Below are 17,641 nucleotides of genomic sequence, written 5' to 3' on the forward strand. Positions count from 1 at the left end.
GGCCGAAATACGAAGGGAGCCGTCCGATGGAGGGCTCCCTTCGTGCTGCTTTGCATCTCGCGCCTGCACGGCTCTTTCTTACAGAACGCGTTCCAGAAACCGCTGCGCTCTCTCGCTTTGCGGGCGTTCGAAGAACTGCGCGGGGGGCGCTTGCTCGATGAGCCTACCGTCGTCGAGGAAATAGATCGTATCCGCCGCCTCGCGGGCGAATTTCATCTCATGCGTGACGATGAGCATCGTCATTCCGGAGGAAGCGAGGCCGCGCAGCACCTCGAGCACTTCTTTGACCATCTCGGGATCGAGCGCGGACGTCGGCTCGTCGAATAGCATGATCTCCGGATCCATCGCCAGACTGCGCGCGATGGCGATCCGCTGCTTCTGTCCGCCGGATAGGCGCGACGGGAACGAATCCGCCTTGTCGGCGAGTCCGACGCGTTCGAGCAGCGCGGCCGCCTTGGCCCGCGCTTCCTCGCGGGACAAGCCCTTTACCTTCATCGGCGCGAACATGATGTTGTCGATGACGGACATATGCGGGAACAGGTTGAAATGCTGGAATACCATGCCGATCCGCTGACGGAACCGGACGATATTCGTCGCGGGGTCCGTGACGACCGTTCCGTCGATCGTAATCCGGCCTTCGGTCGGGGTCTCGAGCAGGTTCAAGCAGCGAAGGAAGGTCGATTTGCCGGAACCGGAAGGTCCGATGACCGCCACGACCTCGCCCCGCTCGACCGTCGTCGTAATGCCGCGAAGCACCTCATGCTTGCCGAATGTTTTCGTTACGTTCTCTACGTTAATCACTGCGGCGCAGCCTCCTTTCGAGCAATCGTGCGAGCGAGGTCAAGATGAGCACGAGCACGTAATAGATCGCGCCGACGAACAGCAGCGGCTCGAGCGCCCGATAATTGGCGGCTTGCACGACGCTGGCGCGGCGCAGCAGGTCGGTAACCCCGATGACCGATACGAGCGACGATTCCTTGATCAGCGCGACGCATTCGTTCACGAGGGCGGGGAGGATGTTCTTCACCGCCTGCGGGAAAATAATGCTGATCATCATCGTGCGGTACGGTATGCCGAGCGCCATAGCCGCCTCGCGCTGACCGCGGTCGACCGCCATAATCCCGCCCCGGATCGTTTCCGACAAATAGGCGGCGGAGTTGAGGCCGAACGCGAGTCCGGCTGCCATCAGCGGCGGAATATCGTAGCCGGTCAGCTGCGGCGTCGCGTAGTAGATCAACACCAGCTGCAGGAGCAGCGGCGTGCCGCGAAATACCGACGTATAGACGGTGGCGAACCAGACGAGCGGCTTGACCGTCGACAGCTTGAACAAGGAGAGGACCGTACCCCAGATGAAGCCGAGCAAAGCGGATACGATCGTAAACAGCAGCGTGACGAAGACGCCGCGCAGAATATAGGAGGTATACCCGTTCAGCGTACTGAAGTCGATCGTATGCTTGCCGGCCGTGACGGCTTCGTGCTTGCCGAACCATTTCTCGACGATAGCCTGCTTCTCGCCGCTGGCGTCCATGTCCTGGAGCGCCTCGTTGAAAGCCGGCGTCAGCGCGGATCCCTTGGGAAAAGCAATCGCGTAGCCTTCCTGCGCGTTCTCCGCCGGAAGCATCGTGATCGCGAGATCCGGGTTGGCCACGATCGCGTCCAGCGCGACGGCGTCTTCGACGATCGCGGCATCGATCCGGTTCGATTTGATTTCTTGAATGAGATCGGGAATGCGATTCAGCTTCTTGATCGTCGCGTCCTTCAGCCCGGCGACGGCATTCTCCTGGGTGGAGCCGAGCTGAACGCCGACGCGCTTGCCATCCAGCTGCTCCAGCGTCTCGTAGGCGTTCTTCTTCTTCGATACGATCGTATTGCGCGCCGCGTAATACGTGTCCGAGAAATCAACGCTTTGTTTCCGTTCGTCCGTAACGGACATGCCGGACATGACGAAATCGACCCGGTTCGTTTGCAGCGCGGCGATCAGACCGTTGAAGTCCATGCCGGTTATCTCGAGCTTGCAGCCCAGCTTGGCCGCGATCGATTTGGCGATATCGATATCGAGCCCGACGATGTCGCCGCCGTTCTTGGCGTCGGTGTTTTCATAGGGCGGATAATCGGGCGAGGTGCCCATGACGAGCGGTTTGCCTGGACAGGCATCGCTGCCGGCTGCCGTGGCCGTTCCAGCCTGCAGGCCAATGCTCTGCAGCCCCGTGCCGGCGAGCGAGGCGACCGCAAGCAGCAGCAATACGGCAAGCATGCTTCGCGCGCAAAGCTTCTTATAAAGGTTCATGACGGGCTCCTTTCTTGGCATAGTCGAATGGCGTATGTAAGGTTTCCATTTTGAATTCGCAACCTTCATGCGCAGCTTGTTTTCTTGACGAGCGTAGAGGCGAATTCCGGCTTAGCGTTGTCGCAGCTCCTTTTTGACCATCGTTAACTATGCCCTATCGCGATAAACCCGGTCAATCCCTCAAATTATGGTAATTATTGCGTCGATCAACCGCTCTCGCAAGGCATATCTGCATCTTGGCCGCATACCATTAGGCGAAGATGCGGGAAAAGAGGGAGGATGGCCGACTATGGCTGTTAATGAGCCGCAGTTGATCGCAATTGCCGCTGCCCATCTGCCTGACGGCGCGGAGTTGGCGATGATCGACGGGCCTTATGCGCGCGCGGCGGTATTCGCGGCGGACTTGAACGGCGACCGGGTGCCGGAGCTTGCCGTGATTTATCGTTTGAACGGCGAGCTCCATTTGCTTGCGCTGGCATTCCGCGGCGGAGCGTGGACAGCGACGCAGACCGTGAAGGGAATCGGCTTCGGCGTCGCGCATATGGCGGCGATTCCGATCATGAGAGCAGGCGTGCCGAATCTGACCGTCGGCTGGCGGATCGACGCGACGCTGTCGAAGCTGTCGGTCTACGAATGGACGAGGGAAGGACTGCGCGATGCGGCGCCGGCCGGCATGAGCTTCAGCTCGTTGGAAGCGATGGATATGCCCGACCATCGCGGGGCGGACGGCAAGACGGAGCTTGCGCTATGGACGCATGCTGGCGCCGGCGCCTATCAGGTCGAGATCATGCGCTGGACGAACGGCGCTTTTCAACCGGCTCCGGATGCCTACCGTTATTATTTTCCGAAAGTGGTGCTTTATTACGATCAACTGACGCGGCAATATCCGGAGCGCTCGATATCGTCCAACTGCCGACAAGGGAGACGATGCTCGCGCTCGAGAGCAGCATTCGTTCCGCTATCGAGCCTTCCCCGGAGCCGAGGGCCGCGGCCTTATATCCGGCTTCGGTCAAGACGACGCGAGGCACGCGCTGGGGTTATGTCGATCGAAGCGGCAGAATGGCGATACCGGTACGCTTCGATGACGCGATGGATTTTCAGCCGAACGGACTTGCGGTCGTCTCCGAGCGGGGCAAATACGGGCTGATCGATTCCACGGCCCAGTATGTCGTCAAGCCGACGTACGATTCGATCGGTCCCTTCTCGGAACGGCGGGCGACCGTCATCGACGGGGAAGGGTTCAAGCTTATCGACGAGGAAGGCAAAGTCGTCACCAAACGCGCGTATCCCTTCATCGCGGCGATGCAGGAAGGCCGGGCGCTCTTCTATGTGACGGGCGACGGAAGCGGCGGAGCGGGAGGCGAGAGCAAGTACGGTTATCTCGACGCCGCGGGCAACGCGATCATCCCGGCGCAATTCGCGGAGGCCAACGACTTCCACGACGGGAAGGCTGTCGTGAAGGTCAAGGATCGCGAGTATGCCCTCATCGGCAAAGACGGCCGCACGATCGAGACGTTCGCTCATGCCTACGTCGGTCCGCTCGGAGACGGAATGCTGGCCTTCCAGGACGATCCCGCCGGCAAATACGGCTACATCAACGAACGCGGCGATATCGTGCTGCAGCCTGCCTATACGTCGGCGTTCCCGTTCCGGAACGGTCGGGCCATCGTGAATACGGCCGAAGATTATCAGTCCCGCTACGGGGTCATCGATAAACGAGGCAAAGCGATCGTTCAGCCCGATTATAACGATATCCGGGATCTGGGAGAGGATCGGCTGGCGCTCGGACGCGCGGTCAATCCCGAACAGCCGTATATCGGTTCCCGCTACGCGATCGCGGACTGGAACGGCAAACGATTGACGGATTTCGTCTACCATGATTTATCCGATTTCAAGAACGGGCTTGCCTCCGTGACGGATGCGACGCAAACGTACTTCATTGACCGGAGCGGCAAGCCCGCGGAGGGTTTTCCCCGCGTGGACGGCAGCGGCACGCTCTCGGTCGAGGAGGGCGGCTTGATCAAGGCTTTTATCGATCAACGGTTGTCGTATCTGGCCCGGGACGGCCGAATCGTCTGGAAGCAGAACACCGTCATCCCGCTGCAGCCGCCATACGCCGTGAAGGAGCTGAAATTCAAGCCGAATCACGATTATCTCGTCTATTATCCGCAGATCGACGGGATGACGGACGAAGCGGCGCAGCGCAAGGTTAACGAAGAGTTGAAGACGATGTCCCAGGTGAAGCCGATTCCCGGCAACGAGCAGCTGGAATATACGTATAGCGGCGATTTCGACGTCTCGTTCTACAAGCAGCAGCTGCTGCAGCTGGAACTGACGGGTTATAATTTCCCGTTCGGCGCCGCGCACGGCATGCCGACGAAGACGTACGCGATCATCCATCTGACGGACGGACGGCTGTTCGAACTGAAGGATCTATTCAAGCCGGGCAGCGACTACGTGAAAGTATTGAGCGACATCATCGCGAAGCAGATCAAGGAAGACCCTCAGTACGACTACGTGTTCCCGGGCGCGTACAAAGGCATCCAGCCCGATCAGCCATTCTTCGTGACGGACAATGCGCTTCACGTGTATTTTCAACCGTACGATATCGGGCCGTATGCCGCAGGTTTCCCGACCTTCACGATTCCGTTCACGCAAGTGGGCAGCATCCTCGATACGGAAGGCGAGTTCTGGCAGTCCTTTCATAAGTAGTGCAAGCCGTCATGGCTGGTCCGCAGCTGTTGGTATGCGTTGACCGCATTACGAGCGAGAACCTTCATTGCCATCGTCCATCTGGTGGTGAAGGTTCTTTGCATTTGCCAAATCATGTCATAACCGGGTACGATAGTCGCAAGCGAAATCAAGCGAACACAAGCGAATCTTAAACGGGCGCATAGAAAGGAATTCCTATGGATTATCAGACAACCGATGAGTGGAAAGAGGCGTTATGGCTGTCCGCCGAAGAAGTTTACGAGGAAGCCTTCCCCGAGCACGGCCGCAAGAACCGCGCTGTCGTTCGCCGCATGTTCGAACGCCGCCTATGCACGCTTCATGTGTGGAGCGACCGCGGAGCAGCGGCTGCCATGGCGCTCACCGCCTATGATGCCCGGACGCAGTGGGTGGTCATCGATTATTTGGCCGTCCGGCGTTCGTCGCGGCGAAACGGGATCGGCAGCCGCTGCTTAGCGGATATGCGAAGCTGGGCCGCTGGCGCGATCGAAGCCTGCCGCGGGCTGATCATCGAAGTCGAAGCCGAGGAAACGGTCGAGAACGCGAACCGCATCCGATTCTGGGAGCAGGCAGGATTTCGGCTGACGGATTACGTGCATGCCTACATCTGGGTTCCCGAAACCTATCGCGCGATGTACCTGCCCTTCGGGGAAGAATGGCAGCAGGAGGATGGCGGCAAGGCATTGTTCAAAGCGATTACGCGTTATCATGAAAAAGCGTATCGGGCGAGATCGCAGCCATGAAACGAACCCGGCATGCTCCGCTTCGGCAGGATGGGGATGGATGATTGTGGCTGTCGCAGGTTCATGTTAAAGTAGAACAGCATATCGGCGTTGGACAAGCAGCAGTAGGATTCTTCGAACGGAGGTGCCGGATTGGACCCGATTCGGACGACGAAAATCGCGCTCAAGCGGCTGTTATTGGATCGGCAGCGACTGCTCGAGCCGCCGATAGAGACTGATTCGCAGGTTGAAGGCAAGGCTCCCGGGGATGGGATGCGGCAATGCGTGCTGGATGTGATCCGGCAGCTGGAGGCCGTGCAGATCGATCCCGTTGCCGCCGTGCGCGCGAACCAACACCTGGCGCTTGCGGCGCGAATTGCCGGCTACGAGCCCGAGGCGCTGAACGCGCTGCTGAGGGACCATGAAGTATTTGAATATATCGCCAACGCAGCATGCATCCTACCTATGGAAGACTATCCGATCTTCGAGCCGATTCGGCAGCGGATGCGGCAGCAAACGCAGGCCTCGATCGAATCACTTCAGCCTGTCATCGGCCAAGTGCTGGAACGGCTGGATCGCGAAGGACCTTTGCCGGCCAAATCATTCGATTCCGAGCAGCGCGTGCACGGGTATTGGGATGACGCCAACGCGACGGCGAAGACGAAAGCAAGCTCGCTCGCGCTCCATCTGCTGACGGACGCAGCGGAGATTCGCATCGTGGGCAGGGAAGGGAATCAGCGGCTGTTCCACACGGCGCTCCGCAGCGTTCCTGCCGAGCTGCTGCGAGCGTCGGAACGAATCGACCCTGCCGAGGCGCTGGACGCCATGCTCCGGAAGTATTTCCGGGCGTTCGGGGTATTCGAACCGAGCGATCCCCGCTTCGGCTGGCAGCGTCTGTCCGCGCAGGAACGGCGCCATGCGGCGGCCCGGCACGTGGAAGCGGGAACGATCGTCCCGGTCGCCGTCGAAGGATTGAAACAACCCTATTACATACTGGCATCGGATCGTGAACGGCTGTCCATGCATGAGACGGAAGCGGCATTGTCGGAAGATAGGCCGATCCGATTCCTGCCGCCGCTCGACAATCTCTTGTGGAGCCGCAAACGGCTGGAGGAGCTGTTCGATTTCACGTACCGCTGGGAAATCTATACGCCTGCGGTCAAGCGTACGTACGGCTACTATGCAATGCCGATTCTGGACGGCGACCGGCTTATCGGCCGCATGGATCCGCGATTGGATACGAAGAAACGCCACTTATCGGTGCAGCTGCTTCAGCTCGAGGCCGGAACGGCGTATAACGATCGCCTCCGGACCCGGATGGAGCTTGCGCTGGACGCATTCGCCCGCACGCATGGGGCAGAGACCGTATCGGTCGAACGTTATGCGATCGAAGATACGGATTAAGAGCAGATGAACAATGGAGGTGAATGCCGCTCGCGGTGCCGGCAGCGCCGCGGCGGTTCATAATGAGCATTCATATTAATGCCAAACAAGGCGATATCGCCGAAACGATCCTTTTGCCCGGCGATCCTTTGCGCGCGCAGTACATCGCGGAGAATTTCCTCGAGGATGCGAGCTGCTACAACCAAGTCAGGGGCATGCTCGGCTTTACGGGCATGTACAAGGGACGGCGTATTTCCGTGCAAGGCACGGGGATGGGCGTTCCTTCGATCTCTATCTACGTGACGGAACTAATTCGCGAGTACGGCGTCAAGCAATTGATCCGCGTCGGCACGTGCGGCGGCATTCAGCAGGACGTCAAAGTCCGCGACGTGGTTCTCGCCATGGCGGCCACGACGGATTCGAACGCCAACCGGCTGCTGTTCCCGGATTTCAATTATGCACCGCACGCGGACTTCGAACTGCTGCAGCGGGCGTATCGAGCAAGCCAGGAACGGAAGCTGAGCGTGAAAGTCGGCAACATCCTGACGGCGGACACGTTCTACCGCGAAAGCATGGAGCCGGTGAAGAAGCTGGCCGAGTACGGCGTGCTTGCGGTGGAGATGGAAAGCTCCGCGCTCTATACGATCGCCGCGCGCCATCAAGCCAAAGCGCTGTCCGTTCTTACGGTAAGCGATCACCTGTTCAGCGGAGAGACGGACACGACGGCCGAGGAGCGCCAGACGACCTTTAACGATATGATCGTCGTTGCGCTCGAAGCGGCGATCCAATCCTCCTAATCCAAACAGGCGAAGGCATGGACGCTGGTAGTTCATGGCTGCGGCTGCATACCGAATCAAATAACTTCAAGACCTTGACGACATTCTTTCTTCAAGGTCTTTTTTTTGCGCCGCGAAAATAAATATAGGATGAGCATACAAATAAAGGGAATTGGTGGACACTGTCGAATGTACAGGCAAAAGGGGGTGATGGCATGGAGGAGATCAACCGCGATTTCCCGACGTATTACGACGGTTATGTCGGCAATGGCGAATCCTTGCGCGAGATCGCCAAGCGGCTCGCTGCCGCGAACGGCGGCCTTACCAAGCCGATACCGGCTCCGATTCGCGCAAAGAGCAGCGGAACCGAAGCAGTCGTGAAGCACCCGATTTATTATGACGGATCCATGGGCTAGTTTTGACACGCATGCCATCGCATATTATGATGATAGAGATTCACGCCTAACCTATACGTATAACCTCAATAATATGGTTTGAGGGTCTCTACCAGGAACCGTAAAATCCTGATTACAAAAAAAGGCTGCTGCTCTTTTTTGTGATCGGGATTTTTTGCGTCCGCTTTACTTGGAAAAATTACGCATACTAAGCTAGGAAAGGTGAGTGCGATGACGGATATCGAAACAGCGTTAAGAAGAAGGATTATGGTCGCCGGGAAGCAAATACCGGCCGATCTCGTCGTAAAAGGAGCGAAGATCGTCAACGTATTTACCGGCGCGCTGATGGATGGCGACGTTGCGATCGCGGACGGCGTTATTGCGGGCATCGGCTCCTACGAAGGCATCGAAACGATCGATGCGGAAAGCCGATATATCGTGCCCGGCTTTATGGACGGGCATGTCCATATCGAAAGCAGCATGCTGGCTCCCCGCGAGTTCGCCAAAGTGCTGCTTCGGCACGGGGTCACGACGGTCGTCACGGATCCGCATGAAATCGTCAATGTCGCGGGAACGGACGGCTTGGATTATATGCTGAGCAGTGCCGAGGGACTGCCGCTCGATATCTTCGTCATGCTGCCTTCCTGCGTGCCGGTCACGCCGTTCGAAAGCAACGGAGCCGTGCTGGAGGCGGAGCGGATGGCGCCTTATTACGCGCATCCGCAGGTGCTGGGTCTCGCCGAGGTCATGAATTATCCGGCAGTGGCGAGCGCGGAGGCATCGATGCTCGGCAAGCTCGCCGGCGCGCAGGCGAAGCGCATCGACGGTCACGCGGCGGGGATAGACCGGGAGAGACTGAACGTCTATCCGGCAGCCGGCATCGTTACCGATCATGAGAGCGTCAGCGCCGATGAAGCCCGGAACCGGCTTGATCTCGGCATGTACCTCATGATCCGGGAAGGAACGGTCGCCAAGAACCTGGAGGCGCTGCTGCCGGTCGTGACGGAGCGCAATGCCAGACGATGCCTGTTCGTTACCGATGACAAGCTGCTCGGCGATCTGATCGACGAAGGCAGCATCGATCATGTCGTGAGGCTTGCGATTCGCCAAGGGCTGGATCCGATAACGGCGATTCAGATGGCGACGATCAACACGGCGGAATGCTTCGAGCTGCGCGGCAGGGGAGCGATCGCGCCAGGCTATCGAGCTGATTTTCTCCTGCTTGACGATCTGGAGCGCGTCGGCATCCACGCCGTATACGTTCAGGGGGAATGCGTCGTCCGGCAGGGCATGATTCAGGAGAAAGCCTTTCCGGAAGAGCCGGCAAGGAAGCATCTTGCCGATACGCTGCCTATGCTCAACGTCAAGCCCGTGCAGCCGGGCGACCTTGCGCTGCCGCTGACTTCTGATAGTTGCAACGTGATTGAAATCATTCCGAATCAGATCGTCACGCGGCATCTCAAGGAATCGGTGGGTAGGCATAACGGCGTATTCCGGCCTTCGATTGCGAAGGACCAGCTGAAGCTGGCCGTCGTCGAGCGGCATCGGGGCACGGGCAATATCGGGCTTGGAATCGTGAAGGGACTCGGACTCCGCAAAGGAGCGATTGCATCTACCGTCTCCCATGATTCCCATAATATCGTGATCGCGGGGACTTCCGACGAAGATATGCTGGCCGCGCTCGAGCATCTCGTCGAGATCCAAGGCGGGCTCGTCGTCGTCAAAGGCGGGAAAGTAGCCGCATCCTTGCCGCTGCCCGTTGCCGGTCTTATGTCCGAACGGGAATACGGGGAGGTATACGCGAATTGCCGCCGGCTCAATGAAGCCCTGGCGGAGATTGGCGCACCGAAGGACTTCGATCCTTTCTTGACGTTGTCCTTCCTGACGCTGCCCGTCATCCCGGCTTTGAAGCTGACGGATCTTGGGCTGTTCGACTTCGAGGCTTTCCGCTTGGTTCCTGTGGAGGCATAAGCGGGAAGCCATTACGTGCATTGCCGGGCATAGCGGAATGTGAAAATACAGGAATTTCACTGCAAAAGGCAGAAAATGCTAGAAATTCGTCGGCATCTATTGCGCCGCGGACAAGCGCATGGTATGATGTTGCTTGTCTTGTAACGCGGAGCCGTGGTGTAGTGGCCCAACATGCCTGCCTGTCACGCAGGAGACCGCGGGTTCGAATCCCGTCGGCTCCGCCATTTAACCTTTATACTTGGATTGAGCAGGAGCTGGCCTCCTGCTCATTTTTGCATCCTAGGGAGGTCCTGTCTATGAGAGGACGATTCGCCCCGACGCCGTCAGGGCCGATGCATATCGGGAACGCGAGTACGGCGCTGCTCGCTTGGTTGCAGACGCGCAGCGCCGATGGGGAATTTTTGATCCGGATCGAGGATGTCGATGCGACGCGTTCCAAGGCCGAGCTGGCCGAGCAGGCGCTTACGGACTTGCGATGGCTCGGTCTGGATTGGGATGAAGGTCCGGATATCGGCGGATCGCGCGGTCCCTATACCCAAAGCGAGCGAACAGCCGCATACGAGGAAGCGCTAACCGCGTTGGATCGGGCCGGCCGATTGTACAGCTGCTTCTGCAGCAGAGCCGAGCTGGCATCCGTCGCGAGCGCGCCGCACGGACTCGGCAGCGAAGGGCCAAGTTATCCCGGCACCTGCTCCTCGCTCACGCCGATGCAGCGAGAAGCGAAGCGGCTTCGCAAGCAGCCTTCGCTTCGTTTTATGCTCGGTTCGCAGCCTGTCGAGTTTCTGGATGCCGTCGCCGGACCGCAAGCTTTCCCGACCGGCGCGGGAGGCGATTTTATCGTGAAGCGGGCCGACGGCATGTTCAGTTACCAGTTGGCGGTCGTCGTCGACGATGCTATGATGGGGGTCACCGACGTGCTGCGCGGCGCCGATCTGCTCGATTCGACCCCGCGCCAGCTTCAGCTGTACGAAGCGCTGGGTCTGCGTCCGCCGCGGTTTGCCCATGTGCCGCTCATGTTCGGCTCCGACGGCAAGCGATTAGCCAAGCGCCACGGAGGATTATCGCTGGCTGCCTTGCGCTCCGCAGGCATCGCGCCCGAGGAAGTAGTCGGCTGGCTGGCCGCCGTCAGCGGGCTGACGCCGACGGCAGAGCCGGTCAGAGCAAGCGAGCTGATTCGCCACTTTCGGATCGAGCAGGTGACGACGGAAAGCATTACGGTTACCGACGGAATGCTGGGGCAGTTAATCGGTTAATGCCGCGCCTTGAACGGACAACCAGACGAAGGATCGCATGGGCGAGAGCGCATGCGCCTAACTAACGATGATGAGGAGCTGTCTATAGATGTTTCATTCCGAAAACTACCAAGGCTCGCGCGAGCAAAATTACGAGCTTGTCATCAGCCAGTTGAAAGCGCTGCTGGACGGCGAGACGGATCGGATCGCCAACCTGGCGAACGCTTCCGCCTTGCTGAACCAATTCATGTCGCGCATTAATTGGGTCGGCTTCTATCTCTATCAAGGCGGAGAACTCGTGCTTGGACCGTTCCAAGGGATGCCGGCCTGCGTGCGAATCCCGTTGTCGCGCGGCGTATGCGGGAAGGCAGCCGCGGATCGGAAGACGGTTCTCGTTCCGAACGTTCACGAGTTCCCGGGGCATATTGCCTGCGATGCCGCCTCGCAGTCGGAAATCGTCATTCCGCTCGTCAAGGACGGCGAATTGCTCGGCGTGCTCGATATCGACAGCCCCGAGCTGGAACGCTTCGATGAGATCGATCAGCGATACTTGGAGCGTTTCGCGCTGCAGCTCGTCGCTGCACTGTAATTTCGAGATCGGCGAAGATAGCTGGGCTCTCTACCAGCAAGATATAGATATCTGCTAGAACGATTTTTGCTAGAATGATATCTGCAAAAACGAAGTCGAAGCAAATAGAACCTTCCGTTCCACGTCCACGTAGGTGCGGAAGGTTCTATTTGCTGCGTGCGGTTCTCTGCGTCACCGCTGGGCCAAGCTCTGCCGATAAGCGCGCGGGGCCATCCCGTATCGCTGTTTGAACAGCTTGGAGAAATGAAATTCGTCATAGAATTGAAGCGCCGACGCGATTTCCTTCAACGCGGCATTCGTCGTTTCGAGTGCCGCCTTGGCGGAGGACAGCTTGAGCTCCTGCATGTAGCGGCTCGGAGACATGCCCGTTCTGGCGCGGAAGCGGGCGAAGAAGACGGTGCGCGACAGTCCGCTCCGGCGGACGAAATCATCGATCGGAACCGGCTGGCCGATATGCTTATGCATTTGAAATAAGATATCGTCCAATTCGGGATGCCGATTCTGCCCGTTGGCGGACCGTTCCCGCGCGAGAAGCAGCAGCAGTTCTTGCGCGGCCAGCTGCGCCGTGTACGCATAGCCGATCGGTTGAAGGATTAAGCTGTCGATCAGCCGTTCGCATAGACGGATCGCTTCCGTCATGTTGGCGGTGAACGCCGGCTGGCCGACGGCCAAGTCAAGCTCCGATGCCATATCCATCGGATCGAAGTGGAAGAAATAAAACTTCCAATCTCCCTCCGCGCATCGATACGAACAAGGCAGGCGGCGCGGAACGATAATATACGTCCCGGCATCGAGGTCATGCGTGCCGCCGGAGCTCGAGAACTGCCCTTTCCCCTCGTACGTGACGAAGATGCCCGGATACTCAAACCCCATAGAATTAGACACCTGATAGGCTTCATTCGCGACAACTTTCCAGATCGACCTGAAACGAAACGCGGCATTCGAGAAGTTCGGGTCCTGCTCATACGGAATATTCATGATCGCCAATTCGATATCCGCCTCCACCGTTTCGTATCTATTGGTACGATTATACATGTTTTCATAACGTCGTTCCATGGAAGGGATGCGCTTTCAGGCATACAATAATAGCATAATCGACGAGAGACTAGGCGAAGGAGTGAACGTGGATGTTGTTGAAAGTAGGCAGCCGCGAGCTGGAGCTGGGCGGACCGCATTTGACGGAACTCAGGGATTCGAACGATTTGCTGCACGACACGGAAGCGCTGAGAACGAGAATTCAAGAGGACGGCTATTTGCTGCTCCGCGGCTTCCACGATCGGGAGCAGGTGCTGAAGGCGAGGCGCGCCGTTCTCGAGAAGATGAATAAACTGGGCAAGCTGGATCGGGACACGATTCTGGAAGAGGGCATCATGGCGGATGGCAGCAAATCGTTGTTTCTGGGCGGCACCAACGAGGACTTGCCCGAGCTGCTGAACGTGTTGAACGGGGATCATATCATGGGCTTCTTCGATCGGCTGTTCGGCGAGCAATCGCTGACGTACCAATATAAATGGCTGCGCGCCGTAGGCAAGGGGGACTACACGGGCGCCCACTACGACATCGTCTACATGGGCCGCGGCACGCATAATCTCTATACGGCGTGGTCTCCGATCGACGATGTCGATTATGCGAAGGGCGGTCTTGCCATCTGCCTCGATTCGCACCGTTTCGAAGAGCTGAAGCAGTCCTACGGATCCAAGGATTCGGATCGGGACGGCATCGGCCATTATACGGATGATCCGCTGGTCATTACGAATAAATACGGCGGACGGTGGGCGACCACGGAATTCCAAGCCGGCGACGTGCTTATCTTCGGGATGTTCCTCATGCATTGCTCGCTGGAGAACACGACGAACCAGTATCGCATCAGCGTGGACACGAGGTACCAATCCTCGCTCGAGAAGATCGACGAACGTTGGAGCGGCAAGAAGCCGCGCGGTCATTTCAAAGACGCCGCAGCTCAATAGGGACAATAAGGATCAGCCTGAATAGGGGATGGAGACTATGGGTTCAAGGATTATGCATCTCATCATTGCGAATCGAATCGCGGAGACGCTGTCGTTGGAAGATCGCGTGCCGTTCTTGATCGGTAGCCTGGCGCCGGATGCCGTTGCGACGAAGAACGAATCCCACTTCTTCAAAGGCGATTTGAAAGACTTTACAAGGCATGTGGACTTTAAAGGGTTTTTGCAGAAGTACCGCGAGCATGCGGGCAATCCGTATGTACTTGGTTACGCTGCGCATCTGATCGCGGACGATATGTGGATGAAAGGCTTTAATCTTGCTTGGCTGAAGAACAGAATGGAAGCGGACCCCGGCTTGTATGCGCAGTACCATCGCGATTTCCGTTCCTTGAACGGCAAGCTGTTGGAGCATTATGGATATAGGGACGAGCTGCGTGCAAGGCTTCGTTACCTACCATCGATCATGGATTTGGAAGAGGTAACGGCCAAGGATGTAGATGCGTTCATTCCTGATGTACTGGGCGATATGGAGTACGGTGCTGCTGATTTGGACGAGAAGCTTAACGTGTTCACGCTGATTCAGATCATCGGTTATATCGAGACGTCCGTGGAAGCGGGCGTCATGCAGCTAAGGCCGCTGCTTACAACGAACTGCCTTCAGATGCGCGACAGCTCTTGAAGAGAGGCAGCCTATCATTCGAGGTACCCCCACTTGCGAGCGTAACGGCTGCAAGTGGTTTTTTGTTGGCGTTAGCCGTGCCCCCCGTGCTATTTCAGTGGCTTCATTTCCCATTGCTTTATGTCCGCCTGCTAATTAAGATAGTTAAATATTATCGCAATTAAATATAAATCCTCATCGGTCTTGATGAGGTAGAGGTCGCGATGTTGAAAAGTACGTCGGAGGAGGTCCAGCAATGGCCGTCGATTCCGATGGAAAGGCAGCATCGCCGAAGCCGCGCGGTGTGCTGACCGTGCCGGCTGGGGTCGTTTCCGAAAGGGACGGAACTGTCATGCCGTCGCATCAAACGCGGTATGTTGTGCTATCTTGTACAGGGATCCGCGTGGGAATCGAAGCCGCCTTGCTAAGCGATGATGCAGGGCGGCTATTTGCGTTCATTCGGCGATTGCGACGAATGCTAAGAAAGATCATTTTAAAGGGGCATACGGAAAGTGAAAGAGAACAGAGCCATGAAAGGGAACGAAACGTTGAAAGCGAACAAGCTGCGCAGAGGCCTGAAATCCCGCCATATGACGATGATTTCGCTCGGCGGATCGATTGGAACGGGGCTGTTTCTAGCCAGCGGCGGAGCCATTCACGATGCCGGTCCAGGCGGCGCGCTGCTAGGTTATTTTCTCATCGGAATCATGGTGTATTTCCTGGTCACCAGTCTGGGGGAAATGGCGACCTATATGCCGGTATCCGGTACGTTCAGTACGTACGCTACCAGATTCGTAGATCCATCGCTCGGCTTCGCGCTTGGATGGAACTATTGGTATAACTGGGCGATTACCATCGCGGCCGAGCTGTCCGCGGCAACGTTGATCATCAAATTTTGGCTGCCGGACAGCCCGTCGTTCTTATGGAGCGCGTTGTTTCTTGCTCTTATGGTCGGCTTGAACTTATTATCCGTGAAAGGCTACGGGGAATCGGAGTATTGGTTCGCCATGATCAAGATCATCACGGTCATCGTGTTCATCGGCATCGGTCTGCTTATGATCGTCGGCATATGGAACGGCGACGCCGCGGGATTCCGGAATTTCACGTCCGGCGACGCGCCGATCTCGGGCGGATGGCTTGCCGTGCTCGGCGTTTGCATGGCGGCCGGCTTTTCCTTCCAAGGCACGGAGCTCGTCGGCATCGCGGCGGGGGAATCGGAGAATCCGCGGGAAAACGTGCCTCGCGCGATCCGTAGCGTCTTCTGGCGCATTCTCTTGTTCTACATTTTGGCGATTTTCGTCGTCGGCCTGCTGATCCCGTTTACCACGGATACGTTGTCGAGCGACAGCGTCGGGGCAAGTCCGTTTACGGTTATCTTCGAGAAAGCCGGTCTCAGCGTCGCCGCTTCGGTTATGAACGCCGTAATCTTGAGCTCGGTGCTGTCGGCAGGCAACTCGGGCATGTATGCATCGACGCGTATGTTGTGGGTATTGGCGAGCGAGGGCAAAGCGCCGAAGCTGTTCGCGAAGCTGAACAAACGCGGCATTCCCGTCCATGCGCTGCTGGCGACTGCCGTGCTGGGCATGCTGGCATTCCTCGCTTCGTTCTTCGGCGACGGCCAAGTCTATATCTGGCTGCTGAACGCATCGGGCATGTCCGGCTTCATCGCGTGGCTTGGCATCGCGATCAGCCATTACCGCTTCCGCAAAGCGTACGTCGCGCAAGGGAACGACGTCGCCGATCTTCCTTATCGTTCCTTATGGTTCCCGTTCGGACCGATCTTGGCAGGCGTCATGTGCATGACCGTCATCATCGGCCAAAGCATCAGCGCCTACTCGGACGGCGAGGTCGACTGGACGCTCTTGTTCGCTTCCTACGTCGGGATTCCGCTGTTCCTGGCGGTGTGGCTGGGCTATAAGTGGAAGCGAAAAACCAAGGTGCTTAAGCTGGAAGAATGCGAGCTGGACCCTTCGGTGGATTAAGAAAGCCGGGGAGTGGAGCTGCTTGTCCATGACCGGCAAGAATGCAGCCAGCGTTCTGGGAAGATCGCTGCTATCGGATGCTAAGAAAACATCCAGCGGCTGGAGAGAACGGGGCTATCGCAGAGACCGCCTGAAGCTTGACTGCGTCACATTCGGCAGAGGAAGGGTAAACAGAACTATGTTTGCCATGAAAGCCGAAGGGAGAGACGGATAATGACTCCACTCACACAGCATCAAAGCGATGAATTGACCGGCTTGCTTCGCAAGGAGCATCGGGAATTGATGAATCATTTTGAGAACGAACGCTCCGAAGGCTCGGGAGCGGTATCGGAAACGGTATCGACCGGAGAGCTTTCCGCCTACGATAATCACCCCGGCGATTTGGGTACGGAGACATTCGAGCGCGAGCGGGATATGGCCATCGACGAGCATCTGAACGAACAGCTGGAGGAAGTCGAGGCGGCTCTTGGCCGGCTGTCCGACGGAAGCTACGGCATCTGCGAGACGTGCGGAGAGCCGATTCCGTTCGAGCGTCTCAAGGCAGTGCCGACGGCTTCGCGCTGCATCGAGCATGCGTCGGACACGCTCTCGGATGAGAGGCCGGTCGAGGAGCAGGTAATGACGCGGCCTCCATCCGGCGCCGGTGCTGGAAGACAGGCGAATGCCGGCCGATTCGATGAAGCGGACGCATGGGAGTCGCTCGAGGAATACGGCAATGCCAGCGGCACGGTGAATACGGGCAACCAAAGCGACGTAGAGAACACGGGCAAAGAAAGCGTGACGATGGAAACGGGCAAGGAATAGTACGAAGAATAAGATAGGATACCAAGGCGGCATCACGCAGATGCCGTCTTTTCTGTATGCCGAGTTTTGTTTCAGTTGATAAGAGGCGGGGACGGAGGGATGATTCGCCATTCGCATGCGCGGGAAGACAAGTTCTCGCAAGCGATGC

The 17,641-nt window shown here is 57.8% G+C and carries 16 protein-coding genes, 1 tRNA gene and 2 riboswitches; of the genes, 14 read left to right on the forward strand and 3 right to left on the reverse strand.

Going from position 1 to position 17,641, the window contains the following annotated elements:
• Positions 1-78: 78 nt before the first annotated feature.
• The gene (locus GT003_RS04740) at positions 79-801 is read right to left on the reverse strand and encodes an ATP-binding cassette domain-containing protein (protein ID WP_161694975.1); all 723 of its coding nucleotides are present in this window, start codon (positions 799-801) and stop codon (positions 79-81) included.
• Positions 794-2,287 carry an ABC transporter substrate-binding protein/permease gene (locus GT003_RS04745; RefSeq protein WP_239565607.1) on the reverse strand — a complete coding sequence of 498 codons (1,494 nt, stop codon included), beginning with the start codon at positions 2,285-2,287 and terminating at the stop codon, positions 794-796. Before GT003_RS04745 ends, GT003_RS04740 begins: the two co-directional genes overlap by 8 nt.
• Positions 2,288-2,576: 289 nt before the next feature.
• Here GT003_RS04745 and GT003_RS32985 point away from each other — a divergent pair, with 289 nt between their 5' ends.
• The 10 genes from GT003_RS32985 (at position 2,577) to GT003_RS04790 (ending at position 12,085) form a co-directional block, all read left to right on the forward strand.
• Positions 2,577-3,434, forward strand: a complete 858-nt coding sequence (locus GT003_RS32985; protein WP_338045839.1) for a hypothetical protein — start codon at positions 2,577-2,579, stop codon at positions 3,432-3,434.
• Complete coding sequence (locus GT003_RS04750) at positions 3,347-4,999, forward strand: WG repeat-containing protein (protein ID WP_338045838.1); 1,653 nt, start codon at positions 3,347-3,349, stop codon at positions 4,997-4,999. Before GT003_RS32985 ends, GT003_RS04750 begins: the two co-directional genes overlap by 88 nt.
• Positions 5,000-5,196: 197 nt before the next feature.
• The gene (locus GT003_RS04755; protein WP_161694977.1) at positions 5,197-5,760 is read left to right on the forward strand and encodes a GNAT family N-acetyltransferase; all 564 of its coding nucleotides are present in this window, start codon (positions 5,197-5,199) and stop codon (positions 5,758-5,760) included.
• Between the two features lie 132 nt (positions 5,761-5,892).
• Positions 5,893-7,143 (forward strand): DNA glycosylase AlkZ-like family protein, encoded by a 1,251-nt coding sequence (locus GT003_RS04760; RefSeq protein ID WP_161694979.1) that lies wholly within the window; start codon positions 5,893-5,895, stop codon positions 7,141-7,143.
• 62 nt (positions 7,144-7,205) lie between these two features.
• Positions 7,206-7,919, forward strand: a complete 714-nt coding sequence (gene deoD, locus GT003_RS04765; RefSeq protein ID WP_161694981.1) for a purine-nucleoside phosphorylase — start codon at positions 7,206-7,208, stop codon at positions 7,917-7,919.
• 194 nt (positions 7,920-8,113) lie between these two features.
• Positions 8,114-8,314, forward strand: coding sequence for a hypothetical protein (locus tag GT003_RS04770; RefSeq protein ID WP_161694983.1), 201 nt, complete (start codon positions 8,114-8,116; stop codon positions 8,312-8,314).
• Positions 8,315-8,349: 35 nt separating this feature from the next.
• A riboswitch (purine riboswitch) is annotated at positions 8,350-8,449 on the forward strand.
• Between the two features lie 75 nt (positions 8,450-8,524).
• Positions 8,525-10,264 (forward strand): adenine deaminase, encoded by a 1,740-nt coding sequence (ade, locus tag GT003_RS04775; protein WP_161694985.1) that lies wholly within the window; start codon positions 8,525-8,527, stop codon positions 10,262-10,264.
• A gap of 147 nt (positions 10,265-10,411) precedes the next feature.
• A tRNA-Asp gene (locus GT003_RS04780) sits at positions 10,412-10,488 on the forward strand.
• A 72-nt stretch (positions 10,489-10,560) separates the two neighbouring features.
• Positions 10,561-11,517: a tRNA glutamyl-Q(34) synthetase GluQRS gene (gluQRS, locus tag GT003_RS04785; RefSeq protein WP_161694987.1), complete on the forward strand. Its 957-nt coding sequence runs from the start codon at positions 10,561-10,563 to the stop codon at positions 11,515-11,517.
• Between the two features lie 88 nt (positions 11,518-11,605).
• Entirely contained in the window at positions 11,606-12,085 is a 480-nt protein-coding gene (locus GT003_RS04790) for a GAF domain-containing protein (RefSeq protein ID WP_161694989.1), read from the forward strand.
• A gap of 171 nt (positions 12,086-12,256) precedes the next feature.
• Here GT003_RS04790 and GT003_RS04795 read toward each other — a convergent pair whose 3' ends face one another.
• Positions 12,257-13,141, reverse strand: a complete 885-nt coding sequence (locus GT003_RS04795) for an AraC family transcriptional regulator (RefSeq protein WP_161694991.1) — start codon at positions 13,139-13,141, stop codon at positions 12,257-12,259.
• A 71-nt stretch (positions 13,142-13,212) separates the two neighbouring features.
• Between GT003_RS04795 and GT003_RS04800 the strand changes: the two genes are divergently transcribed.
• From GT003_RS04800 to GT003_RS04815, 4 genes are all read left to right on the forward strand, one after another.
• Complete coding sequence (locus GT003_RS04800) at positions 13,213-14,052, forward strand: phytanoyl-CoA dioxygenase family protein (protein ID WP_161694993.1); 840 nt, start codon at positions 13,213-13,215, stop codon at positions 14,050-14,052.
• A gap of 37 nt (positions 14,053-14,089) precedes the next feature.
• Positions 14,090-14,728 (forward strand): zinc dependent phospholipase C family protein, encoded by a 639-nt coding sequence (locus GT003_RS04805; RefSeq protein WP_161694995.1) that lies wholly within the window; start codon positions 14,090-14,092, stop codon positions 14,726-14,728.
• Between the two features lie 184 nt (positions 14,729-14,912).
• Positions 14,913-15,100: riboswitch (Lysine riboswitch) on the forward strand.
• A 137-nt stretch (positions 15,101-15,237) separates the two neighbouring features.
• Complete coding sequence (locus tag GT003_RS04810; RefSeq protein WP_161695319.1) at positions 15,238-16,689, forward strand: amino acid permease; 1,452 nt, start codon at positions 15,238-15,240, stop codon at positions 16,687-16,689.
• A 213-nt stretch (positions 16,690-16,902) separates the two neighbouring features.
• Positions 16,903-17,493 carry a TraR/DksA C4-type zinc finger protein gene (locus tag GT003_RS04815; RefSeq protein WP_161694997.1) on the forward strand — a complete coding sequence of 197 codons (591 nt, stop codon included), beginning with the start codon at positions 16,903-16,905 and terminating at the stop codon, positions 17,491-17,493.
• The last annotated feature ends 148 nt before the right edge of the window (positions 17,494-17,641 follow it).

It is taken from the genome of Paenibacillus sacheonensis, from assembly GCF_009909195.1.
GTDB lineage: Bacteria > Bacillota > Bacilli > Paenibacillales > Paenibacillaceae > Paenibacillus_Z > Paenibacillus_Z sacheonensis.

Bases quoted from the DNA above. Each gene is read 5' to 3' on its own strand.
- deoD (WP_161694981.1), top strand. From the start codon at position 7,206: ATGAGCATTCATATTAATGCCAAACAAGGCGATATCGCCGAAACGATC.
- GT003_RS04805 (WP_161694995.1), top strand. From the start codon at position 14,090: ATGGGTTCAAGGATTATGCATCTCATCATTGCGAATCGAATCGCGGAG.
- GT003_RS04745 (WP_239565607.1), bottom strand. From the start codon at position 2,287: ATGAACCTTTATAAGAAGCTTTGCGCGCGAAGCATGCTTGCCGTATTG.
- GT003_RS04790 (WP_161694989.1), top strand. From the start codon at position 11,606: ATGTTTCATTCCGAAAACTACCAAGGCTCGCGCGAGCAAAATTACGAG.
- GT003_RS04795 (WP_161694991.1), bottom strand. From the start codon at position 13,141: ATGGAACGACGTTATGAAAACATGTATAATCGTACCAATAGATACGAA.
- GT003_RS04755 (WP_161694977.1), top strand. From the start codon at position 5,197: ATGGATTATCAGACAACCGATGAGTGGAAAGAGGCGTTATGGCTGTCC.
- GT003_RS04800 (WP_161694993.1), top strand. From the start codon at position 13,213: ATGTTGTTGAAAGTAGGCAGCCGCGAGCTGGAGCTGGGCGGACCGCAT.
- GT003_RS04810 (WP_161695319.1), top strand. From the start codon at position 15,238: ATGAAAGGGAACGAAACGTTGAAAGCGAACAAGCTGCGCAGAGGCCTG.
- GT003_RS04750 (WP_338045838.1), top strand. From the start codon at position 3,347: ATGGCGATACCGGTACGCTTCGATGACGCGATGGATTTTCAGCCGAAC.
- GT003_RS04815 (WP_161694997.1), top strand. From the start codon at position 16,903: ATGACTCCACTCACACAGCATCAAAGCGATGAATTGACCGGCTTGCTT.
- GT003_RS32985 (WP_338045839.1), top strand. From the start codon at position 2,577: ATGGCTGTTAATGAGCCGCAGTTGATCGCAATTGCCGCTGCCCATCTG.
- ade (WP_161694985.1), top strand. From the start codon at position 8,525: ATGACGGATATCGAAACAGCGTTAAGAAGAAGGATTATGGTCGCCGGG.
- gluQRS (WP_161694987.1), top strand. From the start codon at position 10,561: ATGAGAGGACGATTCGCCCCGACGCCGTCAGGGCCGATGCATATCGGG.
- GT003_RS04770 (WP_161694983.1), top strand. From the start codon at position 8,114: ATGGAGGAGATCAACCGCGATTTCCCGACGTATTACGACGGTTATGTC.